This window comes from Streptococcus henryi DSM 19005 (assembly GCF_000376985.1).
Classification (GTDB): Bacteria; Bacillota; Bacilli; order Lactobacillales; family Streptococcaceae; genus Streptococcus; species Streptococcus henryi.
Genome location: NZ_AQYA01000028.1, coordinates 73553 through 93500, shown reverse-complemented (window position 1 = coordinate 93500; position 19948 = coordinate 73553). Strand labels below are relative to the sequence as shown.

22 protein-coding genes are annotated in these 19948 nt (G+C 37.3%); 3 read left to right on the top strand and 19 right to left on the bottom strand.

Going from position 1 to position 19948, the window contains the following annotated elements:
- A partial coding sequence (locus tag F601_RS12850; RefSeq protein ID WP_018164382.1) for a transposase occupies nt 1-347 on the top strand: 347 nt, incomplete at its 5' end.
- 89 nt (nt 348-436) lie between these two features.
- Here F601_RS12850 and F601_RS0103980 read toward each other — a convergent pair.
- The 8 genes from F601_RS0103980 to F601_RS0103945 form a co-directional block, all read right to left on the bottom strand.
- A complete protein-coding gene (locus F601_RS0103980; RefSeq protein ID WP_018164381.1) occupies nt 437-1663 on the bottom strand; it encodes a DUF438 domain-containing protein in 1227 nt (408 codons plus the stop codon).
- The gene (locus tag F601_RS0103975; RefSeq protein ID WP_018164380.1) at nt 1660-1896 is read right to left on the bottom strand and encodes a DUF1858 domain-containing protein; all 237 of its coding nucleotides are present in this window, start codon (nt 1894-1896) and stop codon (nt 1660-1662) included. Before F601_RS0103975 ends, F601_RS0103980 begins: the two co-directional genes overlap by 4 nt.
- Nucleotides 1897-1970: 74 nt before the next feature.
- The gene (locus tag F601_RS0103970; RefSeq protein WP_018164379.1) at nt 1971-2972 is read right to left on the bottom strand and encodes an NADP-dependent oxidoreductase; all 1002 of its coding nucleotides are present in this window, start codon (nt 2970-2972) and stop codon (nt 1971-1973) included.
- Complete coding sequence (locus F601_RS0103965) at nt 2969-3388, bottom strand: Rrf2 family transcriptional regulator (protein ID WP_018164378.1); 420 nt, start codon at nt 3386-3388, stop codon at nt 2969-2971. The genes F601_RS0103970 and F601_RS0103965 overlap by 4 nt, the downstream gene beginning before the upstream one ends.
- A 105-nt stretch (nt 3389-3493) precedes the next feature.
- Complete coding sequence (locus F601_RS0103960) at nt 3494-5035, bottom strand: ABC-F family ATP-binding cassette domain-containing protein (protein ID WP_018164377.1); 1542 nt, start codon at nt 5033-5035, stop codon at nt 3494-3496.
- A 168-nt stretch (nt 5036-5203) separates the two neighbouring features.
- A complete protein-coding gene (locus tag F601_RS0103955; protein WP_018164376.1) occupies nt 5204-5548 on the bottom strand; it encodes a type II toxin-antitoxin system PemK/MazF family toxin in 345 nt (114 codons plus the stop codon).
- Nucleotides 5538-5753 carry a type II toxin-antitoxin system PemI/MazE family antitoxin gene (gene mazE / locus F601_RS0103950; protein ID WP_018164375.1) on the bottom strand — a complete coding sequence of 72 codons (216 nt, stop codon included), beginning with the start codon at nt 5751-5753 and terminating at the stop codon, nt 5538-5540. The genes F601_RS0103955 and mazE overlap by 11 nt, the downstream gene beginning before the upstream one ends.
- Before the next feature lie 122 nt (nt 5754-5875).
- Complete coding sequence (locus F601_RS0103945; protein ID WP_018164374.1) at nt 5876-6376, bottom strand: ECF transporter S component; 501 nt, start codon at nt 6374-6376, stop codon at nt 5876-5878.
- 118 nt (nt 6377-6494) lie between these two features.
- Between F601_RS0103945 and F601_RS0103940 the strand changes: the two genes are divergently transcribed.
- The gene (locus tag F601_RS0103940) at nt 6495-7778 is read left to right on the top strand and encodes an aminotransferase-like domain-containing protein (protein WP_018164373.1); all 1284 of its coding nucleotides are present in this window, start codon (nt 6495-6497) and stop codon (nt 7776-7778) included.
- A 438-nt stretch (nt 7779-8216) separates the two neighbouring features.
- Here the strand turns inward: F601_RS0103940 and F601_RS0103930 are convergent, their stop codons facing one another.
- The 10 genes from F601_RS0103930 to F601_RS0103885 all read right to left on the bottom strand — a co-directional run bounded on the left by F601_RS0103930 (nt 8217) and on the right by F601_RS0103885 (nt 17166).
- Entirely contained in the window at nt 8217-8555 is a 339-nt protein-coding gene (locus F601_RS0103930; RefSeq protein ID WP_018164371.1) for an ATP cone domain-containing protein, read from the bottom strand.
- A 200-nt stretch (nt 8556-8755) separates the two neighbouring features.
- Nucleotides 8756-9172 (bottom strand): hypothetical protein, encoded by a 417-nt coding sequence (locus F601_RS0103925; RefSeq protein ID WP_018164370.1) that lies wholly within the window; start codon nt 9170-9172, stop codon nt 8756-8758.
- A 67-nt stretch (nt 9173-9239) separates the two neighbouring features.
- Complete coding sequence (gene dapA, locus F601_RS0103920) at nt 9240-10175, bottom strand: 4-hydroxy-tetrahydrodipicolinate synthase (protein ID WP_018164369.1); 936 nt, start codon at nt 10173-10175, stop codon at nt 9240-9242.
- A gap of 192 nt (nt 10176-10367) precedes the next feature.
- Nucleotides 10368-11444 carry an aspartate-semialdehyde dehydrogenase gene (locus F601_RS0103915; protein WP_018164368.1) on the bottom strand — a complete coding sequence of 359 codons (1077 nt, stop codon included), beginning with the start codon at nt 11442-11444 and terminating at the stop codon, nt 10368-10370.
- 319 nt (nt 11445-11763) lie between these two features.
- The gene (gene cls, locus F601_RS0103910) at nt 11764-13335 is read right to left on the bottom strand and encodes a cardiolipin synthase (RefSeq protein WP_026183100.1); all 1572 of its coding nucleotides are present in this window, start codon (nt 13333-13335) and stop codon (nt 11764-11766) included.
- Nucleotides 13336-13497: 162 nt separating this feature from the next.
- Nucleotides 13498-13701: a cold-shock protein gene (locus tag F601_RS0103905; RefSeq protein WP_018164365.1), complete on the bottom strand. Its 204-nt coding sequence runs from the start codon at nt 13699-13701 to the stop codon at nt 13498-13500.
- Between the two features lie 152 nt (nt 13702-13853).
- Nucleotides 13854-15014 (bottom strand): ABC transporter permease subunit, encoded by a 1161-nt coding sequence (locus F601_RS0103900; RefSeq protein ID WP_018164364.1) that lies wholly within the window; start codon nt 15012-15014, stop codon nt 13854-13856.
- Nucleotides 14992-15885, bottom strand: coding sequence for an ABC transporter ATP-binding protein (locus F601_RS0103895; RefSeq protein WP_018164363.1), 894 nt, complete (start codon nt 15883-15885; stop codon nt 14992-14994). Before F601_RS0103895 ends, F601_RS0103900 begins: the two co-directional genes overlap by 23 nt.
- Nucleotides 15886-15896: 11 nt before the next feature.
- Nucleotides 15897-16625, bottom strand: a complete 729-nt coding sequence (locus F601_RS0103890; protein WP_018164362.1) for a hypothetical protein — start codon at nt 16623-16625, stop codon at nt 15897-15899.
- A complete protein-coding gene (locus F601_RS0103885; protein WP_018164361.1) occupies nt 16618-17166 on the bottom strand; it encodes an RNA polymerase sigma factor in 549 nt (182 codons plus the stop codon). The genes F601_RS0103890 and F601_RS0103885 overlap by 8 nt, the downstream gene beginning before the upstream one ends.
- A 202-nt stretch (nt 17167-17368) precedes the next feature.
- Here F601_RS0103885 and F601_RS0103880 point away from each other — a divergent pair, with 202 nt between their 5' ends.
- Nucleotides 17369-18073 (top strand): hypothetical protein, encoded by a 705-nt coding sequence (locus F601_RS0103880; protein WP_018164360.1) that lies wholly within the window; start codon nt 17369-17371, stop codon nt 18071-18073.
- 100 nt (nt 18074-18173) lie between these two features.
- Here the strand turns inward: F601_RS0103880 and F601_RS0103875 are convergent, their stop codons facing one another.
- The gene (locus F601_RS0103875) at nt 18174-19844 is read right to left on the bottom strand and encodes a formate--tetrahydrofolate ligase (RefSeq protein ID WP_018164359.1); all 1671 of its coding nucleotides are present in this window, start codon (nt 19842-19844) and stop codon (nt 18174-18176) included.
- Nucleotides 19845-19948: the final 104 nt, after the last annotated feature.

Genomic DNA, 19948 nt, shown 5'->3' with positions numbered 1-19948 from the left:
AAGGCTCTCGTATCTACGCCAAACGGAAAATCGATGTCGAACCCGTTTTTGGCCGATTGAAGAGTGTTTTTGGCGTTCGCAGAGTTCACGTTAGAGGTAATCAAGCCGTCCAAACGGAAGTCGGCTTCCTCTTCATGAGTATGAATCTCACAAAATTGGCCAAGAATCTAGGCTCAAAAACATCACATACTCAAAAACCACACAGTGATTCTTTCATCTTGATTGTTTTCGAGACGGAAATCACTGTGTGGTTTTATTTTGAAGCTAGTTTTTGCCCAGCCTCATTTTTTTCTGCCCTGTTTATGAGCTTATATATTTTATACCTGTACAGAATTATACTATCATGATTCATCCTTTTATCAGAAACTTAAAATTGGACGCATTCTACTACCAATTCAAGTTTAGAAGATAGTAAACTTATCTAGTAAAATAAATCTTAAATATCTCTATTAACATCACTATCTAAGTCTAAAAATTCTTGAATATCTTGAACATATTCGAGCACACCTTGAAACTCACCTTTATCATTATGAACCGCTGCATAGGTGACGTAAACAAATTTGCCCATTTTTTCTGACTTAAACCACATGTTAACCTTACTTCTTTCTCCATTTCGTAAGAGGGTAAAGATTTTTTTTACCTTATCCAAGACTTTTGGTGGATGGCAGAGTTCAACATTTCGACCTACCTGTGAAGGTGTTCTTTTAAAAACCATCTCTTCAGCTGGTGCACTATCATTATAATATTGGAAGATATCGTCTTTATTAACAAAAGTAATCTCCAAGGGGAGATGGTTAAGAATTAGATTAGCTTGTTCAACAGATAGGAAGCCGTTTCCAAAACGTTGTGGTGTGGAACGATCTATGACAGATTCTTTTTCTTTCAGTGTAAAAGAAATAGTAAACTGGCCCTCTGGGGTGTCAATGACACGTGTATTGGAATGTATTTCAGAATGTTCAGTCTCAACATTTTCTACGAAACTTTCTCGATCAGGTACCCATTCTGCTGTAGGTTTAATGATGGCATAACCGTAGGCATCACTCTCTTTGGCGATAGAAAGCCAATCATCTTGGGTTAGCGTTTCTAGTAAAATCATAAGAAGGATAGCCTCCTCCTTGAAAATCATCTCTTCAAATTCTAGAGCAAATGCTTCAAAAACCTCTGAAATTTTCTCAATTGATTCTTGAGGCAACTGATTGACAGCATTTTGAGATACTCGGAATAATTCACGAATCTCGTCATCTACTCCCCACATCACTTTCGGAGGGGAGTCATGCCCATAACGTTCCATAATAGGAAAGAATAACTTTTCTTTACGTGTATAGTGATTATGAAATTGACCAAGTAAAGTCATCTGATGACGGAGCCCTTGAAGTAATTCCTCTCGGATTTCCGTATTCTCAGGCTTACCATAATTCTCAATGATACGACGAATGCGGAGCATAGCTGCACGTAAAGCTAAATTTTCCTGTTTAAAAACATAGACAGGGTGCCCTTCTTGTTCAGCATCAGAATTCATTAACTCATGCTCCATCATGGAGATTTCTAGAGCAGATACTCCTTTAAAATGCTTGTTAAACTGTTCTTGAACAGACTCTGGACTCGCGCCATGATGTAAGTCTAACAATATGTCTCTTAAAACTTGAATACGTTGTTCTGTCATTCTTCTACTCCTATTACATCATAGCCATTAAACTCTAAAGTTTTAACGATTTTATCCAGTGAAATTCCTGCTAGTTTTGAGCCTTTCTTCAAACTTGTTACCTTGCCAACTGTATTTAGCATAGCTGAATTTGCAAGGGGCTTAAAACCGAGTTGCACAAAGAGATCCTTAAGTTCTGGATTCTGCTTTAGGATTTCAGCAACAGGCAGATTGATATCTATAATATTGTTCATTTACGAACCTCTTTTCCTCTAAAGTAAATTTATTATAGCTGAAAAAGAGAATAAATTCATCTTTGAAAATATCTTTAGTCTATTATCAGTACTGTCTTACCTTTCGAATGTCCTTCAGCAACCTTCTCCAACGCAGCATTAACTTCTTCAAATGGGAAAACAGTGTCTATAGAAGGTTTAATTTGAAGTTGGGTAAAAATATCAGCCACTTCTTGCAGTTGTTGACCATCGCTCTCAACATAAACGAAATGATAGGTCACACCATGCTTGGCTGCCATCTTGTCAAACTTACGTCCAGCCAAGTTAAAGAGGAATTGTTTCCATTTTGGTAAATTCATGCGCCTAGCAAAGACATCGTTTGGCATGCTGCGCAGGGAAACAAGCTGACCACCTTTTTTCATGATAGTCATTTGTTTTTCTGTCTCTTCCCCACCAAGCGTATCCAAAACATAATCTATATTAGCTAAGAGCTTAGTGTAGTCTTGACTTTTATAATCAATAAATTGATCTGCACCGAGTGACATGACACGTTCTTCGTGCTCAGCTCTGCCATTTGTAATAACTTTTAATCCTTTTGCCTTAGCTAGAGGGATGGCCATGGCTCCTACGCCACCGGTACCGCCAGAAATGAAGATAGTCTTCCCGGGTTCTACTCCCATCAAATCAAAGGATTGCATAACCGTTAGGGCGGTTAGGGGAATAGCTGCCGCTTGGACGTCAGTCAGGTATTCTGGAACAAGAGCGAGAGCTGTTTCATCAACAGCAACATATTGAGCAAAGGCACCAATTTTATCCAGTGGCAAACGTGCAAAGACGCGATCGCTGACTTTAAAATCTGTAACTTGGATCCCTACTTCTTCAATTAATCCAACCATTTCATTGCCAGCAATTTGAGGTAATGTGTAAGGCACAATCATTTTAACCTCTCCTCGAGAAATCATATTATCCACTGGATTGACACCTGCTGCACTTACCTTGACCAAGACATCATTTGGTCCAACTTGTGGTTTAGCAACATCTTTTAAGTTAAGTTTGATATTGTTTTTGTTGTATCTTGTGTGTAGGGCTGCTTTCATTTGTTTTTCTCCTCTTTATAAAGATTTGTGATAAGGTCAGCTAGATTCTGATTAGCTAACTGAGAAATAAAGGCTTTTTGGGCCTGGTCAAAGCTAGGCTGAACCAAAGTCTGGATATGTTTTCCGACAGGACAGGCTTGATTGGGATTGTCGTGGACATGCAAGATTTCCTTTTCAGGATAAACTGCTCGATAGACTATATCTAGGCCAATGGCTTCTGGCTCCATAGCCAAGCTAAAGCCTGATTTTCCTTGTTGACTGGAAATCAGACCTGCTTGTTTTAAAAGTCCTGTAATTTTGCGAATGTGGCTGCTATTGGTATTAACTGATTGTGCTAGATTTTCTGATGAGGCAATCTTATCTGTTTCAGAAATGAAGACTAAAATATGCAAGGCCACTGAAAATTTTGTATCCATTATGATTCCTTTCCGATTGTATTTGTTATAGATACAAGTTTAGCAAATAAAAAATGAATAAGCAATTAACATGCTTACTCATTGTTTTATAATCGAATAATCCTCTTAAATCAACTCATTGAAGTCCCAAACGTCTGTTACCCAACCTTCATAGAAATCAGGTTCGTGGCAGACCATAAGGATAGTGCCTTTGAAGGCTTGAAGGGCGCGTTTGAGTTCGTCTTTGGCATCAACGTCCAAGTGGTTGGTTGGTTCGTCAAGGACAAGGACATTATTTTCACGGTTCATAAGGAGACAGAAACGCACCTTGGCTTGTTCTCCTCCTGAAAGGACTTGGATCTGACTTTCGATGTGTTTTGATGTCAAACCACATTTGGCAAGAGCTGCGCGAACTTCAGCTTGGTTGAGAGCTGGGAAAGCATCCCAAACTGCTTCAAGAGGTGTTTGACGACTGCCTTCTGCTTCTTGTTCAAAATATCCTAAGTCAATAAAATCACCCGTTTCAACTTGACCTTCCAAAGGCTTAATAATTCCCAACAAACTCTTAAGAAGAGTTGATTTACCAATACCATTAGCACCGACGATAGCAATCTTCTGGTTGCGTTCCAAGGTCAAATTAAGCGGTGCTTTAGTCAATGGGCGGTCATAACCGATAACCAAGTCTTGCGTTTGGAAGATAAAACGTCCTGGTGTGCGAGACTCTTTAAAATGAAATTCTGGTTTTGGTTTTTCTGCTTGGAGCTCGATGATTTCCATCTTATCCAATTTCTTCTGACGGGACATGGCCATGTTTCGAGTGGCCACACGCGCCTTGTTGCGGTTAACGAAGTCCTGCAAGTCTGCAATCTCTTTTTGCTGGCGCTCATAAGCTGCTTCCAGCTGTGCCTTTTTCATAGCATAAACCGACTGGAAGTTATCGTAATCACCGGCATAGCGCACCAAATCAAGACTTTCCACATGGTAAACGATATTGATAACGTCGTTCAAGAATGGAATATCGTGAGAGATGAGGACGAAGGCATTTTCATACTCTTGTAAGTAACGCTTGAGCCAAGAAATGTGCTCGGCATCAAGGTAGTTGGTTGGCTCGTCAAGCAAGAGGATATCTGGTTTCTCCAGCAAAAGCTTCGCCAAAAGGATTTTTGTACGCTGACCACCTGATAAATCAGTCACATCAGTATCCATGCCAAAATCCATAACACCCAGGGCGCGTGCCACTTCATCAATTTTAGCATCTAAGGTATAGAAATCACGTGATTCCAAACGGTCTTGCAGCTCTCCAACTTCTTCCATGAGGGCATCCACATCAGCACCCTCTTCTACCATAGACATGTAGATGTCGTTGATGCGAGATTCTGTCTTGAAAAGCTCATCGAAGGCTGTGCGCAAAACATCGCGGACGGTCATCCCTTTTTCAAGGACAGCATGTTGATCCAAGTAGCCAGCAGTCACATATTTAGACCACTCCACTTTTCCCTCATCTGGCTGCAGACGACCAGTCATGATGGACATGAAGGTTGATTTTCCTTCACCATTGGCTCCGACAAGGCCGATATGTTCACCCTTCAAAAGACGGAAGGAGACATTTTCAAAAATAGCACGGTCACCAAAACCGTGACTGAGATTTTTAACTTCTAAAATTGACATGATTTAAGATACAAAGGGAAGTTTCTCTTAAGATAATCCCCTATTTCTTCCTTTCAAAAACATAGAGAAAAGCCGTCGAAACGGCTTTAGATTGAAATTATTATAACATAAATACCTACACTGTGTCAGTAATATTATTCAAAAATTATTGAGTAAGTTTTGTAGGTATCATTCAAAAATAAAACGATAGAGTTGTGTTACTTGTGCAAAAGAAAAATCATCTAAAACAGTTATTTTCTCTGCATATCTAGCTTTAAAATCAAAGGTATGTAGTTGAAATGGATTAACAAAGCCATCTACTTTTTCGGATATAACTTCTACCAACAGTCCTTTTGCCTTCAATTTAGCTTGACCATGTGTAATGGGACAAACTGCAACAAAACCTGTTTGTTTACTATAGTTATCACTGGAAACAACAAGTGCCGGTCGCCTTTTTTGAATTTCCCTTCCTGAAGATGGATCAAAGTCAATCCAGATGATATCTTGCTTTTGAGGTATATAATTAGATTTCATTATCAAGAAGTTTTACTCCCTCAAAATCATCATCCATATGCAAATCATCCAGACCATTAAATGGGTTAGGAACCTTTGGTACTAACATGATAACATTATTCCGACCTGCTTCAATGAGGAACTCTTGACCAGTTTCTACTCCAAGATTTTTGGGAAGTGTAACTGTAATAGAATTTCCAACTTTTCGAGCTTTTACAATTGTCATAAAAACACCTCCTCTGTATATACTAGTATATACCTTGCTTAAAAAGAATGCAATCAAAAAATACTGAGTTTCAATTTAGAAAGTTAAAAACAAAAGATTAACTACTCAATTTCCTAGCTCTGCTATTTCCTAATACTTTTATTAAACTGTTTCAAAAAACTTGTGTGATAGTAAATAAAGTAAGTTATTGCTGCTCCGAGTATGACAGCGACGATGTCAAAAGGGAGTTTAAGAATGGCATAGCTAACATTTGCATATACGTATGAACGACCGAGATAGTATCCAATAATATCTACTATTCCGCCCAGTAGCAATGCTGTAATAACTTTGATTTTACCTGCATTTTTATTAACAACTAGTGCAGAAATGACAAGTACTTGAAGGCTATGGGTAGCCAATGTGACAAACATGGGTGCAGGATAAAAAAAGAAATCCCCTAAGAATGAGCCTATTCCTGCAATAATAACAGCTTGTGCTGGTGGGAAAATGAGTGCAACCAAAAAGATAATAATGCCGTTGAAATAGAAATGACCACCAGGAACTGGAATTGATAAAGGACTAGAGCTCAAAATAATGACTAAGGCCATGAAAAAGGCAGCAACAGTAAGACGTTTAATAGGCATAAAACAACCTCCACAAATCTAAAGAATTCAAATACAGTAGCTAATGTATAAAAATAATTGTAAGAAAATTCAATATATATTACAATAGAGATATTCACAAACTGTATGGGGACAGATTATGGCTAGCAAATATCAAAAAATTTTAAGGGATTTAATCTCTGGCATCGAAAGTGGCATTTTACAAAAAGGACAAAAACTGCCTTCTGTTCGACATTTAAGCCAAAACTATCATTGTAGCAAAGATACAGCTCAACGCGCATTACTTGAATTGAAATATCGAAATTATTGTTATGTTGTCGAGAAGAGTGGATACTATGTTTTGGAGGGAAAAGAAAAAAATGAATCCCCTCTTACAATTAGCCTTGAAGATTATAATAATATGGCATATGAAGACTTCAGACTTTGCGTTAATGAATCACTAACCAATCGTGAAAATTTTCTTTTTAATTACTATCATCAACATCAGGGTTTAGAAGAATTGCTGAGCTCTTTAAAAACCTACCTTTCAAAGGACGCCATCTACACTAAAGAAAATAACATACTAGTCACTTCAGGTACACAACAGGCTTTATACATCCTATCTCAGATGGCTTTTCCAAATAATAAATCAAAAATATTATTAGAACAGCCGACTTATCACAGAATGATTGATTTGGTTAATGATTTAGAGTTACCTTTTCTTACTATTAATCGAGATTTTCAAGGTTTAGATTTAAATCAATTAGAGATGCTTTTTAGAGAACATGATATAAAATTCTTCTATACCATCTCACGTTTTTCAAATCCCTTGGGACTCTCTTACACGACTGCTGAAAAGAAAAAAATCATCGAATTGGCTGAGCGCTATGATGTTTATATTATTGAAGATGATTATATGGGCGATTTCGCAAAAACAACAGATTTACCCTTACATTATTATGATACTTCTGATCATGTCATCTATTTGAAATCTTTTTCCATGACGCTCTTTCCAGCACTTAGATTAGCTACACTCATTCTCCCAACTATTTTGATGGAAGGATTCTTGGCTCATAAAAAAATGATGGACTATGATACGAGCCTAATTATGCAGAAAGCTTTATCTCTCTATTTGGATAATGGGATGTTTGAAAAAAATGTAGCCTATTTACAGCAAGTATTTCAAAAACAAAGAGAGAAGGCAGAAAAATATATCCAGGATATGGAGATATTAGAATCTTATCAAATTCTTCCCCAGTCGGTTGTATTAAGTTTACCTAAACCTTATTTGGGAAAATTGACATTCTCAAAAGAACTTGATTTTTTAGAAAATTGTTATATTGTTTCCACCAATAAAAACTATATTAAAATCAATTATAATGAAAAATTGCCCCAAAATCTTGATTTAATCAAAAAAATATTAAGTTATAGTCGAGTGAATTAACTTTCAGATAAAAAACAGATGCCAAGACAGCTCAAATAGTCAGGGAAGTAACTGTTTGAGGTTGGAAATAAAAACTGACTTAAGTCAGTTTACAAAAGAGTATATTCCCAAACTCTTGGAGATTGGTCTTGAAGAAACTATGTTTCTATCAAGTAGAGTACGGCAAGCCGATAGCGACGATGAATCAAAGTTAATTCAAATGACTATAAATTCACTACAGAAAAGACTCAAATAATATTGGACATCACTAAAAAAAGAATGTTTTTTTACTCTTTTGAATCAAAATGATACAGTGTCGGTTTGGACTTACCATACTTTAGTACTAGCTTCGTCTTACTTCCTCGTCTGATTTTGATTTTACTTGAGTATTGGCAGATTGAATCATGCCCCAAACATTTTTTTTATTTTATTTTTAGTATTAAATGGATTTTGTAACTTCTACTTGATTTGTTCAAATCGAAGATGAACAATAATGTTGTCACCGTAACCATTACGCTCCAAATCACGTTGCAAACGGTATGAAATGTAATGCTCTGCGATGTTGATATAACCAGCGTCCATCAAGCGATTCTCAACCAATGATTGGATGATATTGATTGTAGGACGTTCAATTTGTGCTTCCTCTAAGTCCAGTACAACTTTTTTAGTGACTTGTGCCAAGTTCTGACGCCATGTATCATCAATGACATAGACAGTTCTGGCAGCTTTAATAATAGCTTGGTAAATTTTATCTGGATCAAATTCAGCCACTTGACCATCACGTTTAATAATTTGCATAAAAACTCCTTCCTTATGGGGAATATTTTTCAAACAGCCCTTGAATAATATTGAAAATACATTCAAAGTCATGAAAGATATAGTGTGTATATTTACTTATTTAACAAGTTTTCATAGGTTACTTTCATTATGCAAATGTTTTCAAGATTTGTCAAGAAATTTACTCATTTCCAATAATATTTGTCAAAAACGGTAAAGTTTTACGCAACATGCAGGAATTTTTTGACCACAGCATATTGTTTACGATTTAGCTTAAGACTAACCACTCGAATCTCTTTACTAGTCATATTTTCAAATTGAATCTCGACTCGACGGCTTTTGGTGTCTTTTTGCTTCTCCCACCAATCTCCAATGATAGCACCTCTCAAAACATCTTTCCCTCTAGCAGCGGCGACAAAAGCACCAGCAACTGCTCCATTTGATATCGCTTGTTTATCATATTCAGAAAGACGGAGAATGATTTGTTTTAAGGTAAATAGCTGAGCTGGGCTATCGTTAAGTTCAATTTCCCCACGTCGGTTTCTGGTCAAGGTTAACTTCTTTTCCTCTGGATATTTAAGTGATAAAGTCAATTTTCGTGGTGGAAATATTTTATCTAAAAGGGTTGAAAACTTCATTTTTACTCCTCTAACATAAAGGAGCTGGGGAAATGCCCTAGCTCCTTTGAATTTTTAAGATTTAGAATCAATAATCAGGACGAACAACACCTGTCACTGTTTCACGAGTAGCTACGATATCTTCTTCCAAGACCACTTTGACGATACGTTTAGAATCTTCAGGTGTGCAGGCAACGAGTGGCAAGCGCAACGGACCAACTTCAAATCCAAGATGTTCTAAGACAGCTTTGACCGGAGCAGGACTTGGATAAGAGAATAGAGCATTAACTTTTGGAATAAACTGACGTTGAATTGCTGCTGCTTTCTTAATATCATTATTATCAATAGCAGTGAACATATCAAACATTTCATCCCCATTAGTATGTGAGGCAACAGAGATAACTCCGTCTGCTCCAAGATTCATTGCGTGGAATGCATCTCCATCTTCGCCAGTATAAATCAAGAAATCTTCAGGCTTGTTCTCAATAAGGTAAGCCATGTTAGCAAGGCTAGTACATTCTTTTACTCCAATGATATTTGGATGTTCTGCCAAACGAAGCATTGTTTCAGGTGTCATTTCAACAACAACACGTCCTGGAATGTTGTAAATAATAATCGGAAGGTCACTAGCGTCAGCAATTGCTTTAAAATGCTGATACATACCTTCTTGTGATGGTTTATTATAGTAAGGCACAATTGCCAATCCTGCAGCAAAACCTCCAAAATTAGCGACTTCTTTAGCAAATTCAATAGAGTCACGTGTATCATTTGTACCTACACCAGCAATCAAAGGAACACGTCCGTTAACGATTTTTTGTACTGCCGCAAACAATTCTAGTTCCTCATCGTGAGTCAATGTTGGGCTTTCTGCTGTTGTACCAGCTAAGAGAATCCCTTCAGTGTGGTGAGCTAGCAAGTGTTCAACTAATTTCGGAAGGGCATCAAAATTAATAGAACCATCCTCATTAAAAGGTGTTACCATTGCTGTGATAATTTTTGCATTTCTTAATTGTTCAATAGACATGTTTTTCTCCTTTTCTAAAAAAGAGAGCTGGAAAAATGTCCTAGCTCTTAAAGTGTTATTGAAACATTAATTGCCTTTTAGTTGACAATCAACCAATTTATTTGGCTTTCAATGATTAACTCAAGCAAGTGTTAAACTCAACACAAGCTAAGTCACGATTCAAGAAAATCCTTTTACGAAGGATTATAATTATTATTTTAATTCAAATTTTAGTTCAGCTGTTGGACGTACGAGACCACGCTCATGAAGAGTTTCAGCGATTTGTACAGAGTTCCAAGCAGCTCCTTTAAGAAGGTTATCAGACACAACCCACATGTGGATACCTTTTTCGGCATCCAAGTCCTTACGGATTCGGCCGACATAAGTTTCACGGCTACCTACTGCGTTAACAGCTTGTGGGTAGATTTGTTGACTTGGATCATCTTCAAGAACAGCACCTGGGAAGTTAGCGATTGCTTCTTTAACTTCAGCGATTGGAGCAAGATCTTTTGTTTCGATGTAAACTGATTCTGAGTGAGCTGACAATACAGGAACACGAACACATGTTGCTGAAACTTTAATAGCATCATCTTCCATGATTTTCTTAGTTTCATTTGTCATCTTCATCTCTTCATAAGTGTAATCGTTATCTGTGAAGACATCAATTTGAGGAAGAGCGTTAAATGCGATTGGATAATGTTTTTTATCACCGCCGCATGGCAAGATTTCAGCTTTCAAATCTTTTGGATCAACCCCGTCAACAACTGCTTCTTTCAACTCACGTTTTGTCTCTTCAATGGCACGCGCGCCAGCTCCTGATACTGCTTGATAAGTTGAAACGATGATACGATCAAGTCCCCATTTTTGACGAATTGGTTCAAGGGCAACCATCATTTGGATTGTTGAACAGTTAGGACAAGCAATGATACCGTTGTGAGCATCCATAGTGTGAGCATTAACCTCAGGAACCACCAAAGGAACATCAGGATTTTGACGGAAGAATGAAGTGTTATCAACCACAACAGCCCCTGCTTTTACAGCATATGGAGCAAATTTAGCAGAAGTTGAGCCACCAGCTGAGAAGAGGGCAATATCAACACCTTCAAAGGCTGTTTCAGTTGTTTCCTCAATGACAAGTTCTTGTCCCTTAAAGTTGAGAGTCTTGCCTGCAGAACGTGCTGACGCAAGCAAGCGAACTTTATCGATAGGAAGAGTTGATTCTTCCAACATTTTAATCATTTGAGTTCCAACGGCACCTGTAGCACCAACAATGGCAACTGTATAACCCATTCTAATACCTCTTCTTCGTTTGGAAAATAGCTGAGCTATTCTCGAAATTTTCTAAAAATTTATAATAAAGCAATTATACTATTTTTTCTCTCAAATGAAAAGAGGAAATTGTAGTAATTGTATGAAAGTAGAAAAACAAAAATCCCCTATCCGAAGATAGAGGATTGAGGGCATGTTTCCATGTGGTGACAGGGTTCACAACAAGTTACCAAAGTCCGCTCCTGCGTTACAATTTAATGTAGACTTCCCTTGCGCAAATATGGTTAAAAACCAAATTCGGCTCATCGCATAAGAGAATTATATCAGAAGCTCTGCTATTTTACAAGAGAGGTGCAATAGTTTTTACAAGATGACCAATAACTTTTTGGTGGAAAGGTGTTTCTTTAAGAGTCTCGCTAGTCACCAATTTTGATACATCAAGTGTGTCCATATAGTCTTCAAAGATATCTTGGATAGCATCTACTTTATAAAGATAGGTTGCACACTCGAAGTGATGATATAAACTGCGATAATCCAGGTTAATTGTCCCGACTACTGCTTTTGAGTGGTCACAGATGAATACTTTTGCATGGATAAAGCCTGGTTGATATAGGTAAATTTTAACGCCAGATTTCATCAGTGGTTCAAAATATGTTTTAGCCAGAGCATAAGGAATCGGTTTGTCTGGTATACCCGGCAATATGATGCGAACATCTACACCACGTTCAGCTGCAAACCGGATGGCGTGCTCTATCTCACTATCTAAAATCAAGTAAGGCGACATAATATAAACATAATCTTTTGAGTGATTGAGAATATCAATGTAAACATTCTCACCGACTTTGTCTGAATCTAGAGGGGAATCACCATAAGGAATGACATATCCGTTGGCTTCGGGAGCATTCTCATGATTTCCGAGGTAAGGCTCAATAATAAGCTCACTTTCTGAAATGGACCACATCTGAAGGAACATGACTAGAAAACTATCTGTTGCTTCACCTTCTAACATCACAGCGGTATCCTTCCAGTGTCCAAATCGTTCTTGTTCATTAATGTACTCGTCAGCAAGATTGGCACCGCCTGTAAAGGATACTTCTCCATCTATGACGACGATTTTTCTATGGTCACGATAATTATAATAGGTTGAAACAAAGGGGGAAATCGGAGAGAACGCTTTGGCTTGAATACCAATTTTTTGCAGGCGCTCCGCATAGTCAAAAGATAAGGTTGAAAATTCATTCATACCATCATAAAGAACGCGAACTTCTACGCCTTCTCGTACTTTATCTTCTAAAATACTGAGTACTTCTCCCCACATACGACCTTCAGCAAGAATGAAGAATTCTAAGAAGATGTATTTTTGAGCCTTCTGTAATTGAACTTTTAGGGCTTCAAAAAAAGCTTCGCCTGTTGGGAAATAGGTCACTTTCGTATTATCATATACTGGAAAATTTCCGTGACTTCTCTGAAAATACTGAACAAGATGATAGGTGTTGGAAGTATTGCTCTTCAGGACTTTAAGAATTTCCTCATCATCTTTTAAATAGGATTCACTCTCATCAACTAAGTCATTGACCCGCTGTTTTAGTCCTCTATAACCCCAGTCAAGTTTGGTATATATTAGTAAAATTGATCCAAACAAGGGAACAATCATAACGAGTATTAACCAGGTTACTCGAGATAGGGCATCCATTTCACTGTTTACTAAATATAAAACAACTGCAATCGCTAGAATTCTTTCAATCCCCTCGAACCATAGCTGGTATTTATCAATCCAAGCGAAGGAAGCCATGAGAAAGAGAATTTGTATGATCAAGAGTAAAGCGACAATTGTAGTACGGCTAAAAATCCCTCTTAAAAATCCACGACGACTTTTATCTAAGAGACTTATAACTCTTGTTTTATGACTAATATGACCACCTCCTAAGTTATTTCATTACTATATCATACCATATTTTAAGATATTTTTAAGATAATAACTGTGAAAATGAGACTATACATTTTACTCACGATTTCATTGTTGAGGCAATTTTTCAGAGAAAGAAAAAAAGCCAACCGAGGTTGACTTTCCAAATTAGTTAACTTTTGTAATGTTAGTTGCTTGAAGACCGCGTTGGCCTTGTTCAACATCAAATGTCACTTTTTGTCCTTCTTCTAATGTTTTAAAACCATTAGATTGAATAGCTGAAAAATGTGCAAAGACATCTTCACCAGTCTCACTAGAAATGAAACCGAAACCTTTTTCAGCGTTAAACCACTTAACTGTACCTTGTGTCATGTGTATACTTCCTTTCCTCTTTCTGTAAAAAACCAAGAGTAAAGGGTAAAACACTCAATATCTCAAAACTTAATACTCGTTAAGTCTACACTTATTGAAAGCATAAGTCAAGGAAAAAGGTTAGATAATCAAAATAATTTTAAATTATTTTCTCAAAACCGCCATACTTTCATACGTCTATAAGCAATAAAATTGAAAAAGACATAACTTACAAGTAGGAATAGACTTAGCAAAAGTAAGTTACTTACAACACTAGTCCTGAAAAAGTCGCCTTCACTGCTTAAAAGAACAAGCATATTCTTTACATTTGCTTGATTAATTGGGAAAAAATAAAGATATTTTGAAACTATATTTCCCTTGAAAGCCTGCATCAAAAGAGCTGGCAAGAGGTATAGGCCAGTTGCAGTCGCAAAAGATGAAAGTGGTGTTTTAACAAAGCTAGATACGAGTACACTGGTCGCAGCTACAAATAGAATCCCCAAAAACTGCAGTCCAATAATGCACAGAAAGACTTGTAAATGATTCCATTCCATAGGAAAATCAAATAATTTCATTGCAAAATTAGTTTGAATACTGGATTTCCAACCACTGATATCATTCATGAGCGCGAAAGTTATGAAATTGATGATATGAATGGCCACAAAGAGGCAAGTTGAGGCCGAAATGCCAGCTAGTAGCTTACTAATCAAAGATTTACTTTTTCCATACTTTGTAGTGAACAAAATTTGATTCATATTTCGTGACGTGTCGTCTGAAAAGACTAAAGAACAAACTAGTGCAACTAGAACAGAGATAAGAACATAAAGATTGCCTATTACCTTATACAAATCTGTCCATGGGACATAATTACCTAATTGTAGTGGCTTATCAAAGTTTTGGGAGTCATTATCAGCTAATTTCTTGAGTGGCACCTCTTCTACAGACAGCCTCTGACCATTTTCTAGCTTATCAAGCATAACTGAGAATAAGTCATAATTCTTTCGAGGTATAAAAGTAGACTGGATATCCCAGTAAAATGGATAAAATACCAGTGCTGAATCTGTTTTTGCATCTTGCCAAATTTCCATATAATCAGACACAATTTCTTTAACCTTCTCATCAGTTAAATCACCAGAGTACTTTTCTTTGATACTTTTATCTAGTTTGGCAGGATATCCTGCTTCTACATTATCTCTTGCAGAAAAGTTTTCTTGTGAATAATGATAACCAACATAGAAAATCCCGAAAAGAATAAAAAGAGAGACTACTAAGGCGCCTAAAACTGTTCGGTTTTTTCCGATCTTTGATAATTCAAATTGTGTTAGTTTCATCATAATCCTGTCCTCCTTCCCTGAAATAATAGAGGTATAAATCTTCTAAAGTAGGCGGAACCTGATTTGCAGTCGGTGTTGGACGCTGAATAGATACTATTTTCAGGATTACACCACCAGAGTCATTCCGACGATTACTGATGAGAAAACGATTTTCTAATTTATCTGCTTCATTTGGTGACACTAAACATTCCCAGACTTGTCCCTTGATTTCAGATACTAAATCATAAGCTGTTCCCCCTGTTTGTAATATGCCATCTTTTAAGATTAGAATTTCGTCTGCTACTGATTCGACGTCCGATACTATGTGTGTTGATAGTATTATAATCCTATCCCTTGAAAGATTGCTGAGCAGTTTTCGGAATCTCACTCGTTCTTTGGGATCTAGGCCAACTGTTGGTTCGTCCAAAATCATTATTTCAGGATCATTAATGAGTGTTTGTGCAATTCCTAAACGCTGTTTCATACCTCCAGAATATTGTCGGATTTTTTTGTTTTTGACATCACCTAGCCCAACAAAATCAAGTAATTCTATACATCTTTTCTTGGCAGCCCTGCTATTGAGTCCCTTTAAAGCAGCTATGTAGAGCATAAATTTGAAACCAGAAAAATCTGGATAGTAATTGAAATCTTGGGGTAAGAATCCAAGAACTGATCGAAAATTCTCTGCTTGTTCTTTTATGTCCTGATTATTAAAGAGGACCTGTCCATTGTCTGCCTGAAGGAGCCCGCAAATTATTCGGAACAAGGTTGTTTTACCTGATCCATTGGCTCCTAAAAGTCCATAAATTCCAGGTTTGAGTTCGAAAGTGATTTCTTTTAAAACATGAACACTACCATAAGACTTTGAAATTTTCTCAAGTCGTAAATTCATTACAAAACCTCCTAGCTAAATGATTTTTGGTATTGACGATAAATTAAGTAAAGCAACATAAAACCTGAAGTCACAAATGCAACACTCCAATAAATCACATTCACTTGATAAATATTAAATAAATTGCTGATTACAAAAGAAACAAGGTAAATGATTCCTGAAACTAACCACATCACATGTCTATGAAGGTAATTGCGCCACAAGGTGACTAGAAGAAAAAGAATGATACAGATGATGTTATAGGGAACGAGTAAAAAGAGCAATATATTCCAAAATGATAAAGAAAAGTTATTAGAACATACAATGGACATAACTAAAATAAATGCCAAGTCAGCTATTCCAAAAATTAAAAACTTGAGCAGGGTATGCTGACTAAGATTATACTTAAAAGTTTCTTCTAATTCCCACATACCATAAGTAAAGCTTTTAAAGAGTTCATCCATAAAAAAGAGAACAGATATCATTAGGATTCCGGTCAAAAGATGCATGATAGTGGCAAGTGGTTCTTCCTTATGAAGTCTTAAAATAGAAAACATACTCAAGAAAAACAAAGCAAACTGACTCAACCAAGCTCTCAAACTGATAAAGTGAAACGTTGAGATTAATAATTCAAGTACCGAATGTCTACAAATCTGTTGCTCTTCAATAATCTCTTTTCCTTTAACAATCAGCTGAGCTTTCCCTTGGGAAATAGAAACTAATTCATATTTTTCTAGTGTTTTCCGAACATCATTAGTCATTATCAAAGTCCTCCATCTTCAAGTATTTTTCCAACTTTTTCAATCCTTGATGTATGCGCGATTGAGCTGTTGCCACTCCTACTCCTGTTACTTTTGCAATTTCTTTAACTTTCAAATCCTGATAGTAACGTAAAATGACAGCTTCTCTCTGAGTATCCGGTAGTTTATCTAGGGCAGCTTGTATTAGTTGATTAGCTTCTTGCTTTGACAGTTCATCTATTACAGATTCGGTGTCGTCAGCAAGTGTATTTTCCGATAGCTCTACCTTCTCTAACTGTTTTTTCTTAGCAAAGCTGTTGCAATGATTAACTGTTATGGTATAAAGGTAATTATAAAATTTTCCTTTATAACGATAAGTAGGGATTGCCCGAACGACTTTTAAAAAAATGTCTTGAGTCAAATCATTTGCTAAATCGCGGTTTCCAAAGAATCGTCGACAACAATAGGCATATATTTTGTCATAATACTTATCAACCAAAACCTCCCAAGCATCTGTGTCACCCCGCTGTATTCTCAATATTAATAAATAATCATCTATCAAATCTTATCACCTATCTTTTTTCTATCTTCATATAGTATTAACTCTATTTTAGCCAAAATCATTTATAAAATGGAAACTTTTTGATAGAGTTTATTGTCAGGTATGGCATTAAACATAAAAACTCCTTTCTTTCGATTATCCTTTGCCTTTTTTTCTAAAAGATATTATATTTGAATTAAGAAAAAGATTTTGGAGGCTCTCTATGCTTACTTGGAAAAAATCACTTTTGTCAGCCATTCTGCTTAATTTTATACATATTCCACTCCTCTTTATCTTTTCACGTGGAAACGGTATGGGATTACTTATTTATCTAGTTCTCATTTTGCCTCTGGTCTCATTCTGGTCAGGGCTTATACTCTGTCACCGCAAAGGATCACTACCTACCTTCCCGATACTGTATGGCATTATTTTTTATCTGATTTGTTACCTCTTTTTCTTGGTTTTCGAACTGATGTCTTATGGTTATCAAGCCAGTGACTGGCTGAGTTTCCTTCCTTATTTTCTTCTTGCTTTGATTCCTAGTCTTTTAGGTTCAGTACTTGGTGGACTAGCCCATAAAAATGGCTGGCTCAAACAACCTTTTCTTCTTCCAGCCATCTGTTTAGCAACTTTTTTGATAGGGATCTTTACAAGCAACGCCTATCCCTATGACATCATGGAAAATGCCCCGCTCCTCCTATATTTGGCTAACTCCGTCATCTTTGCACTTGTAGGGCTCTTACTTGGTTTATTAGACTATAAAGGCTTTCTTGTCCCACTGCTTCTCGGTGGCTATTTCCTACTATTTTCAACATTTCAAACTGCTGTTCTCCAGCTTAAACTTGTTATCATCTATATGATTTTGTCTTACCTTTTCCTCTTTCTCGGTCGTTTTTTAAAAAATAGCAGAGCTGATAAAACTCATTAGTCAAAAACGCTGTCTCCTAGATTTTTCTAGGAGTTTTTTCATGCAAAAAAGCCAACCGAAGTTGACTTTTGATTGTTAGATTTAAAATTATTTAGGCTGATTAGAACAAGCCAATAGCAGTTCCGTCTTCAGCAACATCCATGTTAAGGGCTGCGGGTGCTTTTGGAAGACCTGGCATAGTCATAACATCTCCTGTCAAAGCAACGATGAAGCCTGCACCTGTTTTAGGAACAAATTCACGGATAGTGATGTCAAAACCTTCAGGGGCACCAAGCAAGAATTGGTTATCTGAGAATGAGTACTGTGTCTTTGCCATGCAGACTGGCAATTTATCCCAACCAAATTGGGCAAATTGCTTAAGTTGCGTCTTAGCTTTTGGACCAAATTGAACAGCTTTGCCTCCGTAGATTTGAGTCACAATCTTCTCAATCTTTTCTTCCAATGTATCTTCATCAGAATAGAGACGCTTGTAGTTAGCTCCGCCATTTTCAACCGCATTAACCACCGCATGGGCAAGGTCAACACCACCGTCAGCACCGTTAGCCCAAACGCTAGCCAGTTCAACTGGAACATTGATTGAGGCACAAAGTTCTTTAAGAGCAGCAATCTCATCTTCCGTGTCAGCTACAAATTCGTTGATGGCAACAACCGCTGGAATACCGAATTTACGGATGTTTTCAACGTGGCGTTTAAGGTTAGCAAAACCAGCGCGAACGGCTTCCACATTTTCTTGGTTGAGGTCAGCTTTAGCTACACCACCATGCATCTTAAGGGCACGAAGAGTGGCAACGATAACGACCGCATCAGGTGTTGTTGGAAGGTTTGGTGTTTTGATATTGAGGAATTTCTCAGCTCCGAGGTCAGCACCGAAACCAGCTTCTGTGATGGTATAGTCGGCCAATCGCAAAGCTGTTGAGGTAGCAAGAACTGAGTTACAACCGTGGGCAATATTAGCAAATGGTCCACCGTGTACAAGAGCTGGCGTACCATAGATGGTTTGTACCAAGTTTGGCTTGATAGCATCTTTAAGAATAAGCGTCAAAGCCCCTTCAATCTTGAGGTCGCGCACATAAACAGGTGTGCGGTCGAAACGGTAAGCTACCACAATGTTAGCCAAACGTTCCTTCAAATCTTTAATATCTGTTGCCAAGCAAAGAATAGCCATGATTTCAGATGCCACAGTGATGTCAAAACCATCTTCACGTGGAATACCGTTTACTGGACTACCAAGACCAATGATAACTTGACGAAGGGCACGGTCGTTGAGGTCAACCACGCGCTTCCAGATGATACGACGTTGGTCAATACCTAGTTCATTACCTTGTTGGATATGGTTATCAAGAAGAGCTGACAAGGCGTTGTTTGCTGTTGTAATGGCATGCATGTCGCCTGTGAAGTGAAGGTTGATATCTTCCATGGGAAGAACTTGAGCGTAGCCACCACCTGCTGCGCCACCTTTGATACCCATAACAGGACCAAGTGATGGTTCGCGAAGGGCAATCATGGTTTTCTTACCAATTTTATTGAGGGCATCCGCAAGACCAATAGACATGGTTGATTTTCCTTCACCGGCTGGTGTTGGATTGATAGCTGTCACAAGGACAAGTTTACCAGGCTTCTTGTCTTTAACTTCATTAATTTTATCAAAGGACAATTTTGCCTTATATTTTCCATAAAGTTCAATATCATCAAAGGTGATGCCAACTTTTTCGACAATTTCAGTGATTGGTTTGAGTTCGACACTCTGAGCGATTTCGATATCTGATTTCATGAAAATCTCCTCTTGATTGAAAAATACGAGAGCTTGAGCTCTATTGTTATAGGGTTAATTTCATTATAGCACACTTTCAGGAAAACGCACGTTTTTTAACCCTA